Source organism: Pseudomonas sp. URIL14HWK12:I6 (genome assembly GCF_000514195.1).
Classification (GTDB): domain Bacteria; phylum Pseudomonadota; class Gammaproteobacteria; order Pseudomonadales; family Pseudomonadaceae; genus Aquipseudomonas; species Aquipseudomonas putida_A.
The window spans coordinates 336,702-351,629 of record NZ_AZVL01000002.1; the positions used below are offsets into that span (position 1 = coordinate 336,702).

Here is a 14,928-nt window from a genome sequence, read left to right on the forward strand (position 1 = left end):
AGGACGGGTGAGTCGATCACGAAGGAAGTGGCAATGCTGTTTGAAAGAGGATGGAAACACGCCCTGAAGCGGGTTTTTCTGTTGTGCCTGTTGGTTGGCTGGCGCGTGGGCGTTGCGGCGCATCTGGCGCATGATGAAGAGCAGTTGAACATCGGCACCGTTGTGCTGAGTGAAGCAGAGCAGCAATGGGTTCGCGATAACCCGACGGTGATCGTGGCGGCGGAGCAGTACCCGTTGTACCTGTTTCTGGATGAGCATGGTCATTGGAGCGGCTTGAACAACGACGTGCTCAAACGCATCAGTGCCATGACCGGGTTGCAATTCGTTTACCGGGAGTCGTTTTCCACCGCGCAGATGCTCGAGCGCCTGGAAACCGGTGCCGCAGACATGAGCACGACCCTGGCGATGAATGATGAGCGCCGGTTGAGCCTGGATTTCAGTCATGCCTTTGGCGGTGCCGGCTGGGTATTTGTCGGCCGCGCCGGCGAGCCTGGAGTGCAATCGCTGGAGCAGTTGGCCAAACGGGTGCTGGTGTTGCCGGGTCGGCACGCGCTGGAGGGGGTGATCCGACGCGATTATCCGTCCATCGAATTACGTTCGGTGAAAACCTATGCCGAGGCACGGGCGCTGGTCGAAAGCGGTGAGGCCTATGCCACCATCGAAAACGAAATCGGTGCGCAGCTCTATCCCTCAGGCTTGCTGAAGGTTGGCGAATTGCTGGAGGGAAAATGGGAGGCGGATCTTCTGGCCGTGCGCAAGGGTCAGCCGCAATTGCTGAGCATCCTGAACAAGGCGCTTGAAGCGTTCCCGGCTTCCGAACTGCGGGCCATTCGCCTGAACTGGCTGGGCGGCATCGGGCCGAAACCAGCTGCTGCGGGCTGGCAACACTGGTCGCGTTTGGGCTACTGGGGTGTGTTTGTGGTGGGGGCTTTTTGTGGGTTGTCGCTGTTATGGCATCGGCGAATGGCGGCGCTGATCAAACAGCATCGAGACGTGCAAAGCCAACTCGGTGATCAATTGGTCTTCCAGCGCGCGCTGATAGACGCCATGCCTGACCCGGTGTTCGTTCGCGACCTGGAAGGGCGTCTGATCCTCTGTAACAAAAGCTACGAAGAGGCGTTGTCGATCCGCTTTGAGCAGGTGCAGGGGTGTCGCTTGATCGACGTCGATGCCCTGCCGCGTGCCACCGCCGGCATGCTGCATGAGGAGTTCATGATTCAGCTGAGAACCCGCCGAACCCGCTTCAGCAGACGTCGCCTGCAATTCAAGCAGGGTAATCGCGACATCTATCAATGGACGGTGCCGTTTTACTGTGCCAGTGGGGAGTTGCGAGGCCTGCTCGGCGGGTGGACGGACATCACCCGGCGTGATGCGGCAACGACGGTACATCCGCATTGATATAGGGAAATTTCCTATATCACGCGCTTCCTTTTCCGATGGGGGACTGAAGGAGGCTGCCCTAAAGTGGGCAGCAACTGCGGACGAGTCCGCGATTGCCGTTTCAGAGGTCGTCCATGCGCTCGCTCAAAGTACTGATTCTCGAACCCGATCCTTATCGAATGATGGCGTTGCACCAGATGCTCAATGCGGTCGGTATCTACGACGTGCTGACAGCGCCGTCGCTGGCGTCCGCAAAGTGCTCGCTGGAGCGCCGCACCCGGGTCGACATAGCGATTTGCGATCCGCAACTGCGCGGCGGAGAGGGCCTGGCGCTGATCCGTCATCTGGTGGCCGGGCGGGAAGCGCGGGCGCTTATCCTGCTGGGGCGTGTGGCACCCGGCCTGCTGAGTGATCTCGAAAGCCTGCTGCACCAGCAGGAGCTGAAACTTCTGGGGCGTTTGCAAACGCCGGTCTCGGCGGTGCTGATGCGCGGGCTGCTGGACAGCTACCTGCAAGCGGCAGCCCATCCGGCGGGGGCTTGAGCCGATGGTTATGTTTCTGTCATCTTCACCGTGCATGCTCTGACAGACCGCTAACTGCTCCGGGAGCAGCGCGGTATTCAGAACTTTCTTCTCGGGCCGGTGGTCATTTATTGTGAACACGCCCCAGGCACAATGTTTTCGGACTATTGAGTGGAGATCGAGATGGAAAGTATCAGTCTATTGCTCGGTGAGGCTCTGAGCCCGTATCAGGTGACGTTGACTCCGTGTGGCGCCCATGGCGAATGCCTGGTGACGCTGAAGAACAGCAACGGCGCCCTCGTGGTGGAGCGCGAATTCAATCAGGCGCAGTTGAGCGACAAACGCCTGCTGACCGATGTGGTCGACGGTTTGCACCGTGACGTCCTGATCGCTGAAGGGCGGCTGGAGCCCTGTGTGATTGCGGCCTTGCGCAATGCGGCGCTGGATAAGCGTGCGGCCCTGTAAAGATGAAATATTTTTTGTGGGAACCTTCCTGCATCCCCGTCAGTCAGACCCCATAACAGCAGGATCAAGCATTGTGCTCCGGTGCTTGTCGCTTGCTGCTACGGGTCTTTAAGCAGACCGCGTTTAACCCCGAGTTGTCTCCCCACTGCTCGGGGTTTCTTTTTGCCCGCAGGTTTACTGCGTGGCCTGTTGCTCGAAAAAAATCCGCGCCTGTTGCAGGTAATCCGTGCGCATTTCAGGGTCCAGCCAGTCGGCATACGACTGGTTCAGTTGCTCGTGGGGCAGGGTACGCAGCAGTTGGTTGATCTCACTGATCGCCTGACGGCCCTGAGGAGTATCGGAACACCCGACAAAGCCAGACAGATACTTGCCGGTGCCGCGAATCGGAAAGAACACCAGTTCGTCTTCGGCAATTTGCGCCTGCTGCGCCTGATAGCGGATCTCCGGCCAGTAACCCAGCACCACTTGCAGACGCCCCAGGCGCTGCATCGCCAGCAGGCTGCTCAGGGCGTCGTTGCCATAATGCGGCGTCAACGCACCGCCGGGAGCCTGCTTGAGCAGACTGTCGAGATACTCTCCGTAACTGCGTTCCGCGACAACTCCGACCTTGATCTCGCCATTGGCCAGAAATGCCGGCAGATCGACTTCACCGTCGATCAGGTACGGCGCCAGTACGTCGCGATCTTTCTGACGCACCACCAGACCATTACTGACGGCGCGAAACGCCGGGATAGAGAAAGTGATCCATTGCGTGCGCTCCTTGCTCCAGATCAGCGAGGGGTCGCAGGTGAAGGACGGCTCGTGCAGCATCTGCATGCCCCGGGCGCGATTGACCCGCATCAGCGTGTGTTCGTATTGCGGCATGCCGGCGATCAGCATCGGCATCAGTTGATCGATGACGCCCTGGCCCTTTTTCGGGCCTTCGAAGATGGTCAGCGGCGGCAGGTCGCGCAACAGCCAGACCAGCGTGGGCTTCGCTTGCGCCCAAGCGGGCAGGGCGAGCAGAAACAACAGGCCGAACAGCCGCCACGTCCACCAGTGGTGGGCGCGGTTGGCGTCCGATGTCTGCCGATGTTTCAGCTTAGATAGCTCCGTCTGCGCGCAACCGGGCGATCTGCTGTTCGTCGTAGCCAAGATCGTGCAGTACCTGCGCATTGTGTTCACCGAGCTGCGGTCCGACCCATTCGGAAGTACCCGGTGTCTCGGAGAGTTTCGGCACGATGCCCGGCATCTTGAAAGGCTTGCCGTCCGGCAGTTTCGCCTGCAGGAACATCTCCCGGGCGAGGTACTGCGGATCGCTGAACATGTCCTCGGCACTGAAGATCCGGCTGGCCGGTACTTCTGCCTGATTGAGCAGGTCGAGCACGCTTTGCAGCGGCAGCGAATTGACCCAGCGGTCGATCACGCCATACAACTCGTCGCGGCGACTGTCGCGCCCGTCGTTGCTCGCCAGTGTCGGGTCGTTGGCCAGATCCTCGCGGCCGATGATCAGCATGAAGCGCTTGAAGATCGCGTCGCCATTGGCGCCAATCTGCACGTGCTTGCCGTCGGCACTGGTGTGGATCGATGACGGCGTGATGCCCGGCATGATGTTACCGGTGCGCTCGCGGATGAAGCCGAACACGTCGAACTCCGGCACCATGCTTTCCATCATGGCGAAAATCGCCTCGTACAACGCGACATCGACCACTTGGCCGAGACCGCCGTTGACCTCGCGATGACGCAGCGCCATCAGCGCGCCGATGACGCCCCACAACGCGGCAATCGAGTCACCGATGGAGATCCCGGTGCGCACCGGTGGCCGGTCTTCGAAGCCGGTGATGTAGCGCAAACCGCCCATGGACTCGCCGACCGCGCCGAAGCCCGGTTGATCCTTCATCGGCCCGGTCTGGCCGAACCCCGAGAGGCGCACCATCACCAGTTTCGGATTCAGCGCGTGCAGGGTTTCCCAGCTCAGCCCGAGTTTTTCCAGCACGCCGGGGCGAAAGTTTTCGATCAGGATGTCGGCTTCGCCCAGCAGTTTTTTCAGGATCGCCAGGCCGTCGGGGTGCTTGAGGTTCAGGGTCAGCGACTTCTTGTTGCGCGCCTGGACGAACCACCACAGCGAGGTGCCTTCATACAATTTGCGCCACTTGCGCAGCGGATCACCGCCGTCGGGCGATTCGATCTTGATCACTTCGGCGCCGAACTCGCCGCAGATGCGCGAGGCGAACGGCCCGGCAATCAACGTACCCAATTCAATGACTTTCACACCGCTGAGCGGTTTGTTGGCGAACGGCATACTGAATCCTGTAGGACAAGGCTGAGCGGATACAGCGTTTTAACATAGCCGGCTGTCAGACGCCGCAGGTTGATCGCCATCAATTCGATGATTGCCTACGGCATCGGTTAGACTTGCCGACTTTCCTCGTATCAAGAAGCCCGTTCATGGCCCAGCCGTCTACCACGTACAAATTCGAACTGAACCTCACTGACCTCGACCGCAGCATCTACGAGAGCGTCAAGCAGACCATCGCCCGTCACCCTTCGGAAACCGAAGAGCGCATGACCGTGCGGCTGCTGGCCTACGCCCTCTGGTACAACGAGCAGTTGTCGTTTGGCCGTGGTCTGTCGGACGTGGATGAACCTGCGCTGTGGGAAAAAAGCCTGGATGATCGCGTTCTGCACTGGATCGAAGTTGGCCAGCCGGACGCCGATCGTCTGACCTGGTGCTCGCGTCGCACCGAACGCACCAGCCTGCTGGCCTATGGCAGTCTGCGCGTGTGGGAAGGCAAAGTGATCCCGGCGATCAAGAACCTGAAAAACGTCAACATCGCCGCTGTGCCGCAGGAAGTGCTGGAAACCCTGGCCAAGGACATGCCGCGCGTCATCAAGTGGGACGTGATGATCAGCGAAGGCACGATCTTCGTCACCGACGACCGCGGTCAGCATGAAGTCCAGTTGCAATGGCTGCAAGGTGAACGCGGCTGATCCTGCGTCGTTCACTGATTAATCCCACGTATTCAAGAGAAGTTTCCGTTAGCCCATGCGTATTGATCCTCGACCGTTGCCTGCCACGCTGCCGTTTCTCGGTGACCTGCCACCTTTGCTGACCCGTTTGTACGCGGCGCGGGGCGTGCAATCCGAGGCGGAGCTGGATAAAAGTCTGGCGCGGCTGATTCCGTTCCAGCAGCTCAAGGGCATCGAGGCAGCGGTGGATCTGCTGGTGACGGCGCTGGAGCAGCGTCAACGGATTCTGATCGTCGGTGACTTCGACGCCGATGGCGCGACGGCCAGTACGGTCGGCGTGCTTGGCTTGCGTCTGCTGGGCGCGGCGCATGTCGATTATCTGGTGCCGAATCGCTTCGAATACGGCTATGGCCTGACCCCGGAAATCGTCGAGGTTGCCCTGACCCGCGAGCCGCAGTTGCTGATCACCGTCGACAACGGCATCTCCAGCGTCGAAGGTGTGGCGGCGGCGAAAAAGGCCGGGCTCAAGGTGTTGATCACCGACCACCACTTGCCCGGCGATGAACTGCCGCTGGCCGATGCGCTGGTCAACCCGAACCAGCCCGGCTGCGAGTTTCCGAGCAAGGCGCTGGCCGGGGTCGGGGTGATTTTCTACGTGTTGATGGCCTTGCGCGCGCGCCTGCGCAGCCTCGGCTGGTATGAGAGCAAGCCGCAGCCGAACATCGGCGAACTGCTGGACCTGGTGGCGCTGGGCAGCGTTGCCGACGTGGTGCCGTTGGACGCCAACAACCGGATTCTGGTGCATCAGGGCCTTGAGCGGATTCGCGCCGGGCGTGCACGACCGGGGATCAAGGCAATTCTTGAAGTGGCCAAGCGTGACGCGGCGCGAATCACTTCCACCGACCTTGGATTTATCGTCGGCCCGCGTCTGAACGCGGCGGGGCGCCTGGATGACATGAGCCTCGGCATTGAATGCCTGCTCACCGCCGATGCCAATCTGGCGCGGGAAATGGCTGCGCAACTGGACGGCATGAATCAGGATCGCAAAACCATCGAGCAGGGCATGCAGCGCGAGGCGCTGGCCCAGCTCAAGGACTTGCCGGTGGAATCGATGCCGTTCGGCCTGTGTCTGTTCGATCCCGAGTGGCACCAGGGGGTGATCGGCATTCTCGCTTCGCGCATGAAAGAACGTTATTTCCGTCCGACGATTGCCTTCGCCGATGCCGGTGACGGTTTACTCAAGGGCTCGGGGCGTTCGGTGCAGGGTTTCCACATTCGCGATGCCCTGAGCGTGGTGGCGGCGCAGCATCCGAACCTGATCGCCAAGTACGGTGGCCACGCGATGGCGGCCGGTCTGACCTTGCCGCAAGAGAATTTTCCGCTGTTCGCCGAGGCTTTCGATGCCGAAGTGCGTCGGCAACTTCGTGAAGAAGACCTGACCGGGCGCATGCTCTCGGATGGCACACTGGCCGTTGAAGAGTTTCACCTTGAATTGGCTCGTGCCCTGCGCCATGCGGGGCCTTGGGGCCAGCATTTCCCGGAGCCGCTGTTCCATGGCGTGTTCCAGTTGGTCGAGCAACGGGTGGTCGGCGAGCGGCACCTGAAAGTGGTGCTGAAAAGCGAGTGCGGGTCGGTGAAGCTGGATGGCATCGCTTTCGGCATCGACCGTGATGTCTGGCCGAACCCGACCATTCAGTGGGTCGAGCTGGCCTACAAGCTCGACGTCAACGAGTTCCGGGGCAACGAGACGGTGCAACTGATGATTGCCCACATCGAACCGCGCTGACGCCATTCGCGAGCAAGCCCGCTCCCACAGGGATATGCATTCCAAAATGTGGGAGCGAGCCTGCTCGCGAAAGCACCCTTTCACACACAGAATTACTCTGAACCCTCCCTCATCCCCGGTTGTCGACTAGGCTCTAAGCACTGCTTGATTGGCCTTGTGACGTCTTGTCGAATTTTTTGCCCGCGGGGGCGGGTGCTGCACCATTTCCTGTCACTCGTCGACTTTTCAAACAGAACCCTGGAGCCTGCCCACTGATTTGAGAGGTGCCCCATGAGTCTGCTGCTCGAACCCTTTACCCTTCGCCAACTGAGCCTGCCCAATCGCATCGCCGTGTCGCCGATGTGCCAGTATTCCAGCGTCGACGGTCTGGCCAACGACTGGCATCTGGTGCACCTCGGCAGCCGCGCGGTGGGTGGTGCCGGACTGATTTTCACTGAGGCCACGGCGGTCACCGCCGACGGGCGGATCACCGCCGAAGACCTCGGTTTGTGGAACGACGAACAGATCGAACCGCTGCAACGCATCACTCGCTTCATTACCGCTCAAGGCGCCGTCGCCGGCATTCAACTGGCCCATGCCGGGCGCAAGGCCAGCACCCATCGGCCATGGATCGGCAAACACGGTAGCGTCAAACCGGAGGATGGCGGCTGGACCCCAGTCGGCCCGTCACCGATTGCCTTCGACCCGCAGCACACGCAACCGAAACAGCTGGATGAAGGGCAGATCGCCGAAGTCATCCAGGCGTTCGTTGCTGCGGCCAAACGTGCGTTGACCGCAGGTTTCAGCGTGGTCGAAGTGCATGCCGCCCACGGTTATCTGCTGCATCAGTTTCTTTCGCCGCTGAGCAATCAGCGCCGCGATCAATACGGTGGTTCGTTCGAAAACCGCATTCGGCTGGTGCTACAAGTCACCGAAGCCGTGCGTGAGGTTTGGCCGCAAGAGCTGCCGGTGTTCGTCCGGGTGTCGGCCACCGATTGGGTCGAGGACGGCTGGAACCCGGATGAAACCGTGGAGCTGGCGCGCCGCCTCAAGGCACTGGGAGCGGACCTGATCGACGTCTCCTCCGGTGGTACCGCCGCCAACGCCGAGATTCCGGTGGGGCCGGGTTATCAGACGCGCTTCGCCGAACGGGTGCGCAAGGAATCAGGCATCGCCACCGGCACCGTCGGCATGATTACCGAGCCGGCGCAGGCTGAGCACATTCTGCGCACCTGTCAGGCCGACATCATCTTCCTCGCCCGTGAACTGCTGCGGGATCCGTACTGGCCGCTGCATGCCGACGATGATCTGGGCGGGCGCAAAGCGGTGTGGCCGGCGCAGTATCAGCGCGCGACCCATCGTGATCAGCCGATCCACGAGTCTGACCTGCGCGATTGATTTCAAGCCGGCGCAACGTCTATAAAACCCGCCATTGAACCGGCGGGTTTTTTCTTGCCTGCCATTTGCCAAGGAAGTCGAGCATGTTGATCGAACGAGAACTGACCGAACACGACTTGCCATTGCTGGCGCAGATCGACCGCAGCGAGCTGGTGGAGGAATGTTATCGGCTGGAAAAAGGTGAGCTGATTCTGTATCCGGTGCATTTCGACATGCGTGGCTGGCCGGAAGGGGAAGCTGAGGAAAACGCGCTGGCGCTGGAGAAGTGCTTGCGGCGCGGTGGCTGGTTGTACGGGGTTTTCGATGGGCAGGCGCTGGTCGCGGCGGTGGTTGTGGATAACCGGGTTATTCACAATCAGGGGTTGAGCATGCGGCAGATGAAGTTTCTGCACATCAGCCGTGATTACCGCGGGCAAGGGCTGGGGGCGAAGTTGTTTGCGCTGGCTTGTAAGCAGGGTCGGCGATTCGGTGCCCAGGCGTTATATGTTTCAGCGACTGAATCTCGCAACACTGTGGAGTTTTATCAGCGTCAGGGTTGCCGGTTGGTTGATCAGGCGGATCCAGAGTTGTTTGATCAAGAACCCAGAGACATTCATCTGTATTGCCCACTGACCTGAAGCAGTTTCTTCAATATCCGATGTTGAATGTTCTGACGCATTCGCGAGCAAGCCCGCTCCCACCCTGGTTTTGTGTCGGTCGCAAACTGTGTGATCGACCGGGATCCAGTGTGGGAGCGGGCTTGCTCGCGAAGAGGCCCTTACAGGCGCCTCAAATCATCAAGGATACTTGCGCTTGTCCAGTGCCGGCGGGAAGTACTGGTACAGCCAGGTCTCGCTCAGTGTGCGGTCATTGGTGCGGATGAACAGGCGCAGTTCCACCGGGTCGACGCTGTCGCTGGTCGGGTACCAGTCGAACAGGATCCGGTAACCCTTGATGTCATCGAGCACCAGCACGCTGAAGTCCTGCACCTTGCCGTTGGAGCAGGTGACCACCGGTTCGATCCCGGTGCCCTGTGGCAGGCGATCGAGACCGCCACCGGTGAAGTCCACGGCAAAACGACGGGCCCAGACCGGCGGGTAATGCTCGCCCGGTGCCCAGCCTTCGACGAAACCACCCATACCCGACCGGGTCGCATGCACTCGCGCCAGCGGCGTGCCGACCGGTGGCAGGGCGCTCCAGTAGAGCTTGTAGCCATAGTTCAGCGAGTCGCCGGCGGCCACTGGCTTCTTCGGCGTCCAGAATGCGACGATGTTATCGAGGGTTTCGCCGGTGGTCGGAATTTCCAGCAGATCGATGGAGCCTTCGCCCCACGCGGTTGTAGGCTCGACCCACAGGCTCGGGCGCTTGCTGTACCAGTCAACGGTGTCCTGATAGTTGGCGAACTCGTGGTCGGTCTGCACCAGACCGAAGCCTTTCGGATCGGTGTCGGCGAACGCGTTGAACTGCAGGGTCGCCGGGTTGTTCAGCGGGCGACAGATCCACTCGCCGTTGCCGCGCCACATCGCCAGGCGATCGGAGTCGTGAATCTGCGGGTGGATGGTGTCGCACATGCGGCGTTCGTGGGTGCCGCAGCTGAACATGCTGGTCATCGGCGCGATGCCCAGTTGTTCGATGGCGGTACGCGCGTTGATGTGGGCGTCGATCTCCATCACCACGCGCTCGGCCTGGCAATCGATGTCGAAGCGGTAGGCACCGGTGGCGCTCGGCGAGTCGAGCAGGGCGTAGACCACAAAACGGGTGGCGTTCTGCTCTGGAGTCTCGAACCAGAACTTGGTGAAGTCAGGGAATTCTTCGCGCTTTTTCGCGTAGGTGTCGACGGCCAGACCGCGAGCGGAGAGGCCATATTGGCCAGTGGCATCGACCGCGCGGAAATAACTGGCGCCGAGGAACGACACCACGTCATGGCGATCCAGCTCCGGCGCCTTGAACAGCTTGAAGCCGGCAAACCCCAGGTCGCCCTTGAGCTGCTGGGTGTCGACTGAGGTGTTCTCGTAATTGAACAGCGTCGGGCGGAAATGCACTTCGCGGGCGGTGCGGGTCTTCGGATCGACGCTGTACATGCGCACCGGTTGACGGAAACCCATGCCGACGTGGAAGAACTGCACGTCCAGCTGACCCTTGTTCTCCTTCCACAGCGAATGATCACCGTCGTAGCGGATCGCGTTGAAGTTCTGCGGGGTCATGGTCGCCAAAGTCGGCGGCAGCACCTGTTTGCTGTCCTGATAGGCCGTTCCGGCCAATTGCTTGGCTTGGCGCTTCAGCGCTTCGAAGTCGAAAGCCTGGGCCTCGCCATCGGCGGCGCCACCATTGGCGGCCCAGGCACGGGCGGCCAGCAGGCCGGAAGCCGAGAGACCGGTGTAAGCCGCAATGGCCATCGACGCTTTGAGCAAATTCCTGCGGTGCATAGATACAACCTGTCGTGAGCAATCCCGCGCCGTTCCTGGCACGTACTGGATCAGAAATTACGGTTCGGACAAGCCTTCGGCCAAACGCAACGGACTATAAACAGATGCCGGCTAGCTTAAACGGTTCGCTCGCCGAGCAAAATTCGTTGATTCACAGTGACAGAGTGTCAATGAAACAAGACATGTCGGTTAAAAATCTGACAGGGCGTTCTGATTTATGCGGCATATCTGCTTTTTTCGACTAATTACTCTAAAAACCGCTTTTCAGCGCCGATTTAATTTCTATTCTATGGGCATGACCGGTGTTGACCGGTAGGGCACACGGCGCTGCTGTAAGGGGCAGGGCGATGTGGTGGTTTAGCAATTCTTTGAAGTATTGAAGGACATCGTCCATGGCAAAAATACAAGGTATCGCCGAAATGCTCGGCATCTTCCCCTGCCTCGGCAGCGGCCGTAGAAGGCGTCGTTTGAGTTCTGAAGAGCTGAAACTGGTGGAGCGTTATCGCGAGTTGTCGGAGAGCGACCGGATTGCGATGCGGTATCTGGTGGATGCGATGCGGAGTGTTTCGCGGTTTTAACGGCGCGTAAGAGTGTGGCGAGGGAGCTTGTCGAATCGTCGCACCGTCCCGCTGGACTGCGCAGCAGTCCCCTGCTTTTTGTAGAGGGGCCGCTGCGCGACCCAGCGGGAGCAAGCTCCCTCGCCACAGGTTTTTTTATTGAATGGACTTCAGCTACACGTTCCCAAAACCGGATACGGTCGCTGTCCATGCATCAAATCCGGCACATCCCGCCATTTGACCCACGCCTGCTGTTGCCAGTGCAGCAGCGGTACGGTAACGCCTGCCCAATGCATTGAGCTCAAGCTCTGGTGGTTTTCCACAGGGCTTGATTGGGCTTCGCGCAGCATCGGGATCACTTCATGACTTAGCCATTGGCGCAGGTTGCGGTTTTCCGGGACGAAGTGGTGGACAAGCAGGGCGTATAGGCCGGACTCGCTGACTATCGCGCAATCGACGATTTCGCCGTCCTTACGCATGAGGACGTTGCGACGCTGATCGGGATCGAGTTTCAGGGTGAGGCGTTCGTTTAGCGGATAGCCCATCAGGCGACCGAGATCCTGAACACAAAACCAGGCTTCGTGTTCTTGCATGAATGCGTGGAGGAAGCGGTTGTGGCGGGGGAAGACGGTGGGGGTGAAGAAATCAGAACTTTTAGAGAGACTTTGGACGTGGTTAGGCATTCGTCGACTCCAATATTGAGAATAGAGCCGCCACTCAAATGAGTGCGGTCACGCCGTTTTGATATTTATTCCGGCTCCGACACCGGGCCGCTGATTTCGCCGCCGAGAGAAAGCCTATCGGCTAGCCACCTACGACGCCAAGTCGGCTCTATTGATACCTTCTGTAGGAAAACGGGCTTGTTTCTGAAGGCAGCATCTGTAGGAAATGCCTGATTTTGTAGTGCCGGCAGCAACCGACCGCCCAAGCCGTAGTTTTTCCTTTATCTAATTGGGTTCACGGAATGAACTGCATGAGTGCCATCAGGGCTAAGAGGTCGAGGCCTGCAATCCGGTAACAATAATCCTGCGATAAGCGGCGGTTGCAGATATCTCAGTCAAGTAATACGTTGTTCCATTGAGTAATACTTTAGGGGTATGACATGTCGACAACCATGACCAGCAAGGGGCAAGTCACAATCCCCAAGCCAATTCGTGATGCTTTGCATCTTACGCCGGGCTCGGCCATTGAGTTCAGCGTCAACGATCACGGCGAAGTGGTTCTGCATTGTGCTAAGCGCGAATCGGGAAAAGCGCGGGCTCCTGATCGATTTGATGCCGTAAGGGGCAAAGCCGATATCAAATGGCGAACCGATGATTTAATGGCCTTGCTCCGAGGGGATGATTGATGGTGCTGGTCGATACGAATGTGTTGATTGATGTGCTCGAAGACGATCCGGTCTGGGCCGATTGGTCGATTCAGCAACTTCGTGCTCAATCACTGATCCATGAGTTAGCCATCAACCCGATAGTTTATGCAGAGCTATCACAGACATTTTCGACGTTTGAGGCATTGGACGGAGTAGTGAGTCAACTGGGATTGGTCATGCAGGACATTCCTAGACCCGCACTGTTTTTAGCTGGAAAGGCCTTCGTGAAGTATCGGAAGGTTGGCGGTGGAAAGCATAATGTTCTGGCGGATTTTTTCATCGGAGCACATGCGGCCGTAAAAAAATTACCCTTGTTGACGAGAGACTCCAAGCGTTACCGCAATTATTTCCCTTCAGTCGAATTGATAACGCCGTCCTGAGCTTATGAATTGCTACACGACGTGCGGTCTCGCAAATCGCCCCGGTAACCATGAACCTACCGGGGCGATTCTGTTTAGCGACTCACCTTCCACGCATCCCCAGCCGGCGCCTTGCCATGGTCATACGGCTTGCCGATCCACATGTAAACCAGCCCCAACCCAATCACGATCACCGTGCTTAACACCATCGCATAGTTCACATACCACGCCGCATCCGGCGTACGTGGCCAGGCCATGTTGATGATTGCGCCAACGCCATACACCAGCGCGCCGATGTTCACTGGCCAGCCCCAGGCGCCGAGGGTGAATTTGCCGCTGGGTTTCCAGCCTTTGCTGCGGGCGTAGAGGGCAGCGAGGACGATCATCTGGAACGCGAGGTAGATGCCGATGGCGGCGAAGCTGACGATGGTGGCCACGGCGTCTTGCAGGAAGAAGCCGAGGGCGATGATCAGGGCGGGCAGGACGCCGGACACGAACAGCGCGGCAACCGGCACTTGAGTGGTAGGAGAAATCTTTTTCAGCAGCCGGCTGCCGATGACCATTTCATCGCGAGCGTAGGAGTACAGCAGACGGCTCGCCGCAGCCTGCAGGCTGATGACGCAGGAGATGAAGGAAATCATCACCACGCCCATCACCACTTTCGAGCCGATCGGGCCGAAGGCGTTGTTGAGGATGGTGGTGACCGGGTCCTTGTCGGTGCCGTTGATCACCGCTTGCATGTCCGGCACGGCTAGGATCAGCGCCAGGCAGGCGAACATCGCCGCGATGCCGCCGATGTAGATGGTCATGCGCATGGCCACCGGGATTTTTGCGCTGGGGTTCGGGGTTTCTTCGGCAACGTCGCCGCAGGCCTCGAAGCCGTAGTAGAGGAACATCCCGGCCAGCGAAGCGGTGAGGAACGCCGGCAGGTACGAGCCGTCGACGCGGATGTCGAAGGTGTTGAACAGCACGCTGATCGGCTGATGACGTTCGAAGATCAGCAGGTACACGCCAACGATCACCGCACCGATCAGTTCGCAGAGGAAGCCGAACATGGCGATACGCGCCAGCACTTTGGTGCCGCTCAGATTGACCAGCGTGGCGAACAAGGTCAGCACCAGCGCGATGACGATGTTGGTGTTGTTGCTCGGCTCAAACCCGAGCATCGCCGCCAGATACGGGCCGGCACCGACAGCCACCGCCGCAATGGTCACGCACAGGGCGATGGAGTAAATCCAGCCGACCATCCACGCCCATTTCTTGCCGACCAGACGCCGCGCCCACGGATAAACGCCACCGGAAATCGGGAACTGCGAAACCACTTCGCCGAAGATCAGGCACACCAGCAACTGGCCGCAACCGACCAGCAAGTAAGCCCAGAACATCGGTGGCCCGCCGGCCGCGAGGCACAGGCCGAACAGGGTATAAACCCCCACGACCGGTGACAGATAGGTGAATCCTAAAGCGAAGTTTTCCCACAGGCTCATGCTGCGGTTGAAGTTCGAGGTGTAGCCGAGTTTACGCAGTTGTTCGGCATCGCTGTCGGCAACGGCGGCCGAGAATTCGGGTGAGGCACTCATGGGTGTTTGCTCCGTGAAATCGGCAGATTTCGGATGGCCGAGGCCGTGGCGGTGCTTTGCGGGCGCCGCCCGGTTCGGTAGTTATTGTTTTGGGATCCTGATGGTGCGTAATGCCGGTTTCCTTCCTGAAACCGAGGTGACGCCTTCGCGAGCAAGCCCGCTCCCACCTTGGAATGCGTC

The 14,928-nt window shown here is 59.5% G+C and carries 15 protein-coding genes; 10 read left to right on the top strand and 5 right to left on the bottom strand.

Going from position 1 to position 14,928, the window contains the following annotated elements; genetic code table 11:
* Window positions 1-33 precede the first annotated feature (33 nt).
* The 3 genes from H043_RS0105195 (at window position 34) to H043_RS0105205 (ending at window position 2,366) form a co-directional block, all read left to right on the top strand.
* Window positions 34-1,398: a transporter substrate-binding domain-containing protein gene (locus H043_RS0105195; RefSeq protein ID WP_027610972.1), complete on the top strand. Its 1,365-nt coding sequence runs from the start codon at window positions 34-36 to the stop codon at window positions 1,396-1,398.
* Window positions 1,399-1,514: 116 nt separating this feature from the next.
* The gene (locus tag H043_RS0105200) at window positions 1,515-1,922 is read left to right on the top strand and encodes a response regulator transcription factor (RefSeq protein WP_027610973.1); all 408 of its coding nucleotides are present in this window, start codon (window positions 1,515-1,517) and stop codon (window positions 1,920-1,922) included.
* Between the two features lie 162 nt (window positions 1,923-2,084).
* Window positions 2,085-2,366, top strand: a complete 282-nt coding sequence (locus H043_RS0105205; protein ID WP_027610974.1) for a DUF3509 domain-containing protein — start codon at window positions 2,085-2,087, stop codon at window positions 2,364-2,366.
* A 174-nt stretch (window positions 2,367-2,540) separates the two neighbouring features.
* Here the strand turns inward: H043_RS0105205 and H043_RS0105210 are convergent, their stop codons facing one another.
* A complete protein-coding gene (locus H043_RS0105210) occupies window positions 2,541-3,500 on the bottom strand; it encodes a TIGR02285 family protein (RefSeq protein WP_027610975.1) in 960 nt (319 codons plus the stop codon).
* Window positions 3,448-4,647, bottom strand: coding sequence for a CaiB/BaiF CoA-transferase family protein (locus H043_RS0105215; protein ID WP_027610976.1), 1,200 nt, complete (start codon window positions 4,645-4,647; stop codon window positions 3,448-3,450). Before H043_RS0105215 ends, H043_RS0105210 begins: the two co-directional genes overlap by 53 nt.
* A gap of 146 nt (window positions 4,648-4,793) precedes the next feature.
* Between H043_RS0105215 and H043_RS0105220 the strand changes: the two genes are divergently transcribed.
* The 4 genes from H043_RS0105220 (at window position 4,794) to H043_RS0105235 (ending at window position 9,095) form a co-directional block, all read left to right on the top strand.
* Window positions 4,794-5,336, top strand: a complete 543-nt coding sequence (locus H043_RS0105220) for a YaeQ family protein (RefSeq protein ID WP_027610977.1) — start codon at window positions 4,794-4,796, stop codon at window positions 5,334-5,336.
* A gap of 55 nt (window positions 5,337-5,391) precedes the next feature.
* Window positions 5,392-7,101, top strand: coding sequence for a single-stranded-DNA-specific exonuclease RecJ (gene recJ / locus H043_RS0105225; RefSeq protein WP_027610978.1), 1,710 nt, complete (start codon window positions 5,392-5,394; stop codon window positions 7,099-7,101).
* A 270-nt stretch (window positions 7,102-7,371) separates the two neighbouring features.
* Window positions 7,372-8,478, top strand: coding sequence for an NADH:flavin oxidoreductase/NADH oxidase (locus H043_RS0105230; RefSeq protein ID WP_027610979.1), 1,107 nt, complete (start codon window positions 7,372-7,374; stop codon window positions 8,476-8,478).
* Window positions 8,479-8,561: 83 nt separating this feature from the next.
* A complete protein-coding gene (locus H043_RS0105235; protein ID WP_027610980.1) occupies window positions 8,562-9,095 on the top strand; it encodes a GNAT family N-acetyltransferase in 534 nt (177 codons plus the stop codon).
* A 159-nt stretch (window positions 9,096-9,254) separates the two neighbouring features.
* Here the strand turns inward: H043_RS0105235 and H043_RS0105240 are convergent, their stop codons facing one another.
* Window positions 9,255-10,883: a glucan biosynthesis protein D gene (locus H043_RS0105240; RefSeq protein WP_027610981.1), complete on the bottom strand. Its 1,629-nt coding sequence runs from the start codon at window positions 10,881-10,883 to the stop codon at window positions 9,255-9,257.
* A 392-nt stretch (window positions 10,884-11,275) separates the two neighbouring features.
* Between H043_RS0105240 and H043_RS0105245 the strand changes: the two genes are divergently transcribed.
* Window positions 11,276-11,461 (top strand): hypothetical protein, encoded by a 186-nt coding sequence (locus H043_RS0105245; RefSeq protein ID WP_003222012.1) that lies wholly within the window; start codon window positions 11,276-11,278, stop codon window positions 11,459-11,461.
* Between the two features lie 149 nt (window positions 11,462-11,610).
* On the opposite strand, the gene H043_RS0105250 is transcribed toward H043_RS0105245, so the two are convergent.
* On the bottom strand, window positions 11,611-12,123 hold the full coding sequence (locus H043_RS0105250; RefSeq protein WP_027610982.1) for a Bro-N domain-containing protein: 513 nt from the start codon (window positions 12,121-12,123) through the stop codon (window positions 11,611-11,613).
* A 419-nt stretch (window positions 12,124-12,542) separates the two neighbouring features.
* On the opposite strand from H043_RS0105250, the gene H043_RS0105255 reads away from it, so the two are divergent.
* A complete protein-coding gene (locus tag H043_RS0105255; protein WP_027610983.1) occupies window positions 12,543-12,788 on the top strand; it encodes an AbrB/MazE/SpoVT family DNA-binding domain-containing protein in 246 nt (81 codons plus the stop codon).
* Window positions 12,788-13,189 carry a type II toxin-antitoxin system VapC family toxin gene (locus H043_RS0105260; protein WP_027610984.1) on the top strand — a complete coding sequence of 134 codons (402 nt, stop codon included), beginning with the start codon at window positions 12,788-12,790 and terminating at the stop codon, window positions 13,187-13,189. The genes H043_RS0105255 and H043_RS0105260 overlap by 1 nt, the downstream gene beginning before the upstream one ends.
* Before the next feature lie 74 nt (window positions 13,190-13,263).
* Here H043_RS0105260 and H043_RS0105265 read toward each other — a convergent pair whose 3' ends face one another.
* The gene (locus H043_RS0105265) at window positions 13,264-14,748 is read right to left on the bottom strand and encodes an APC family permease (protein WP_027610985.1); all 1,485 of its coding nucleotides are present in this window, start codon (window positions 14,746-14,748) and stop codon (window positions 13,264-13,266) included.
* Between the last annotated feature and the right edge of the window lie 180 nt (window positions 14,749-14,928).

Bases quoted from the DNA above. Each gene is read 5' to 3' on its own strand.
- H043_RS0105230 (WP_027610979.1), top strand. From the start codon at position 7,372: ATGAGTCTGCTGCTCGAACCCTTTACCCTTCGCCAACTGAGCCTGCCC.
- H043_RS0105265 (WP_027610985.1), bottom strand. From the start codon at position 14,748: ATGAGTGCCTCACCCGAATTCTCGGCCGCCGTTGCCGACAGCGATGCC.
- H043_RS0105255 (WP_027610983.1), top strand. From the start codon at position 12,543: ATGTCGACAACCATGACCAGCAAGGGGCAAGTCACAATCCCCAAGCCA.
- H043_RS0105195 (WP_027610972.1), top strand. From the start codon at position 34: ATGCTGTTTGAAAGAGGATGGAAACACGCCCTGAAGCGGGTTTTTCTG.
- H043_RS0105240 (WP_027610981.1), bottom strand. From the start codon at position 10,883: ATGCACCGCAGGAATTTGCTCAAAGCGTCGATGGCCATTGCGGCTTAC.
- H043_RS0105245 (WP_003222012.1), top strand. From the start codon at position 11,276: ATGGCAAAAATACAAGGTATCGCCGAAATGCTCGGCATCTTCCCCTGC.
- H043_RS0105200 (WP_027610973.1), top strand. From the start codon at position 1,515: ATGCGCTCGCTCAAAGTACTGATTCTCGAACCCGATCCTTATCGAATG.
- H043_RS0105260 (WP_027610984.1), top strand. From the start codon at position 12,788: ATGGTGCTGGTCGATACGAATGTGTTGATTGATGTGCTCGAAGACGAT.
- H043_RS0105220 (WP_027610977.1), top strand. From the start codon at position 4,794: ATGGCCCAGCCGTCTACCACGTACAAATTCGAACTGAACCTCACTGAC.
- H043_RS0105250 (WP_027610982.1), bottom strand. From the start codon at position 12,123: ATGCCTAACCACGTCCAAAGTCTCTCTAAAAGTTCTGATTTCTTCACC.
- H043_RS0105235 (WP_027610980.1), top strand. From the start codon at position 8,562: ATGTTGATCGAACGAGAACTGACCGAACACGACTTGCCATTGCTGGCG.
- recJ (WP_027610978.1), top strand. From the start codon at position 5,392: ATGCGTATTGATCCTCGACCGTTGCCTGCCACGCTGCCGTTTCTCGGT.
- H043_RS0105205 (WP_027610974.1), top strand. From the start codon at position 2,085: ATGGAAAGTATCAGTCTATTGCTCGGTGAGGCTCTGAGCCCGTATCAG.
- H043_RS0105215 (WP_027610976.1), bottom strand. From the start codon at position 4,647: ATGCCGTTCGCCAACAAACCGCTCAGCGGTGTGAAAGTCATTGAATTG.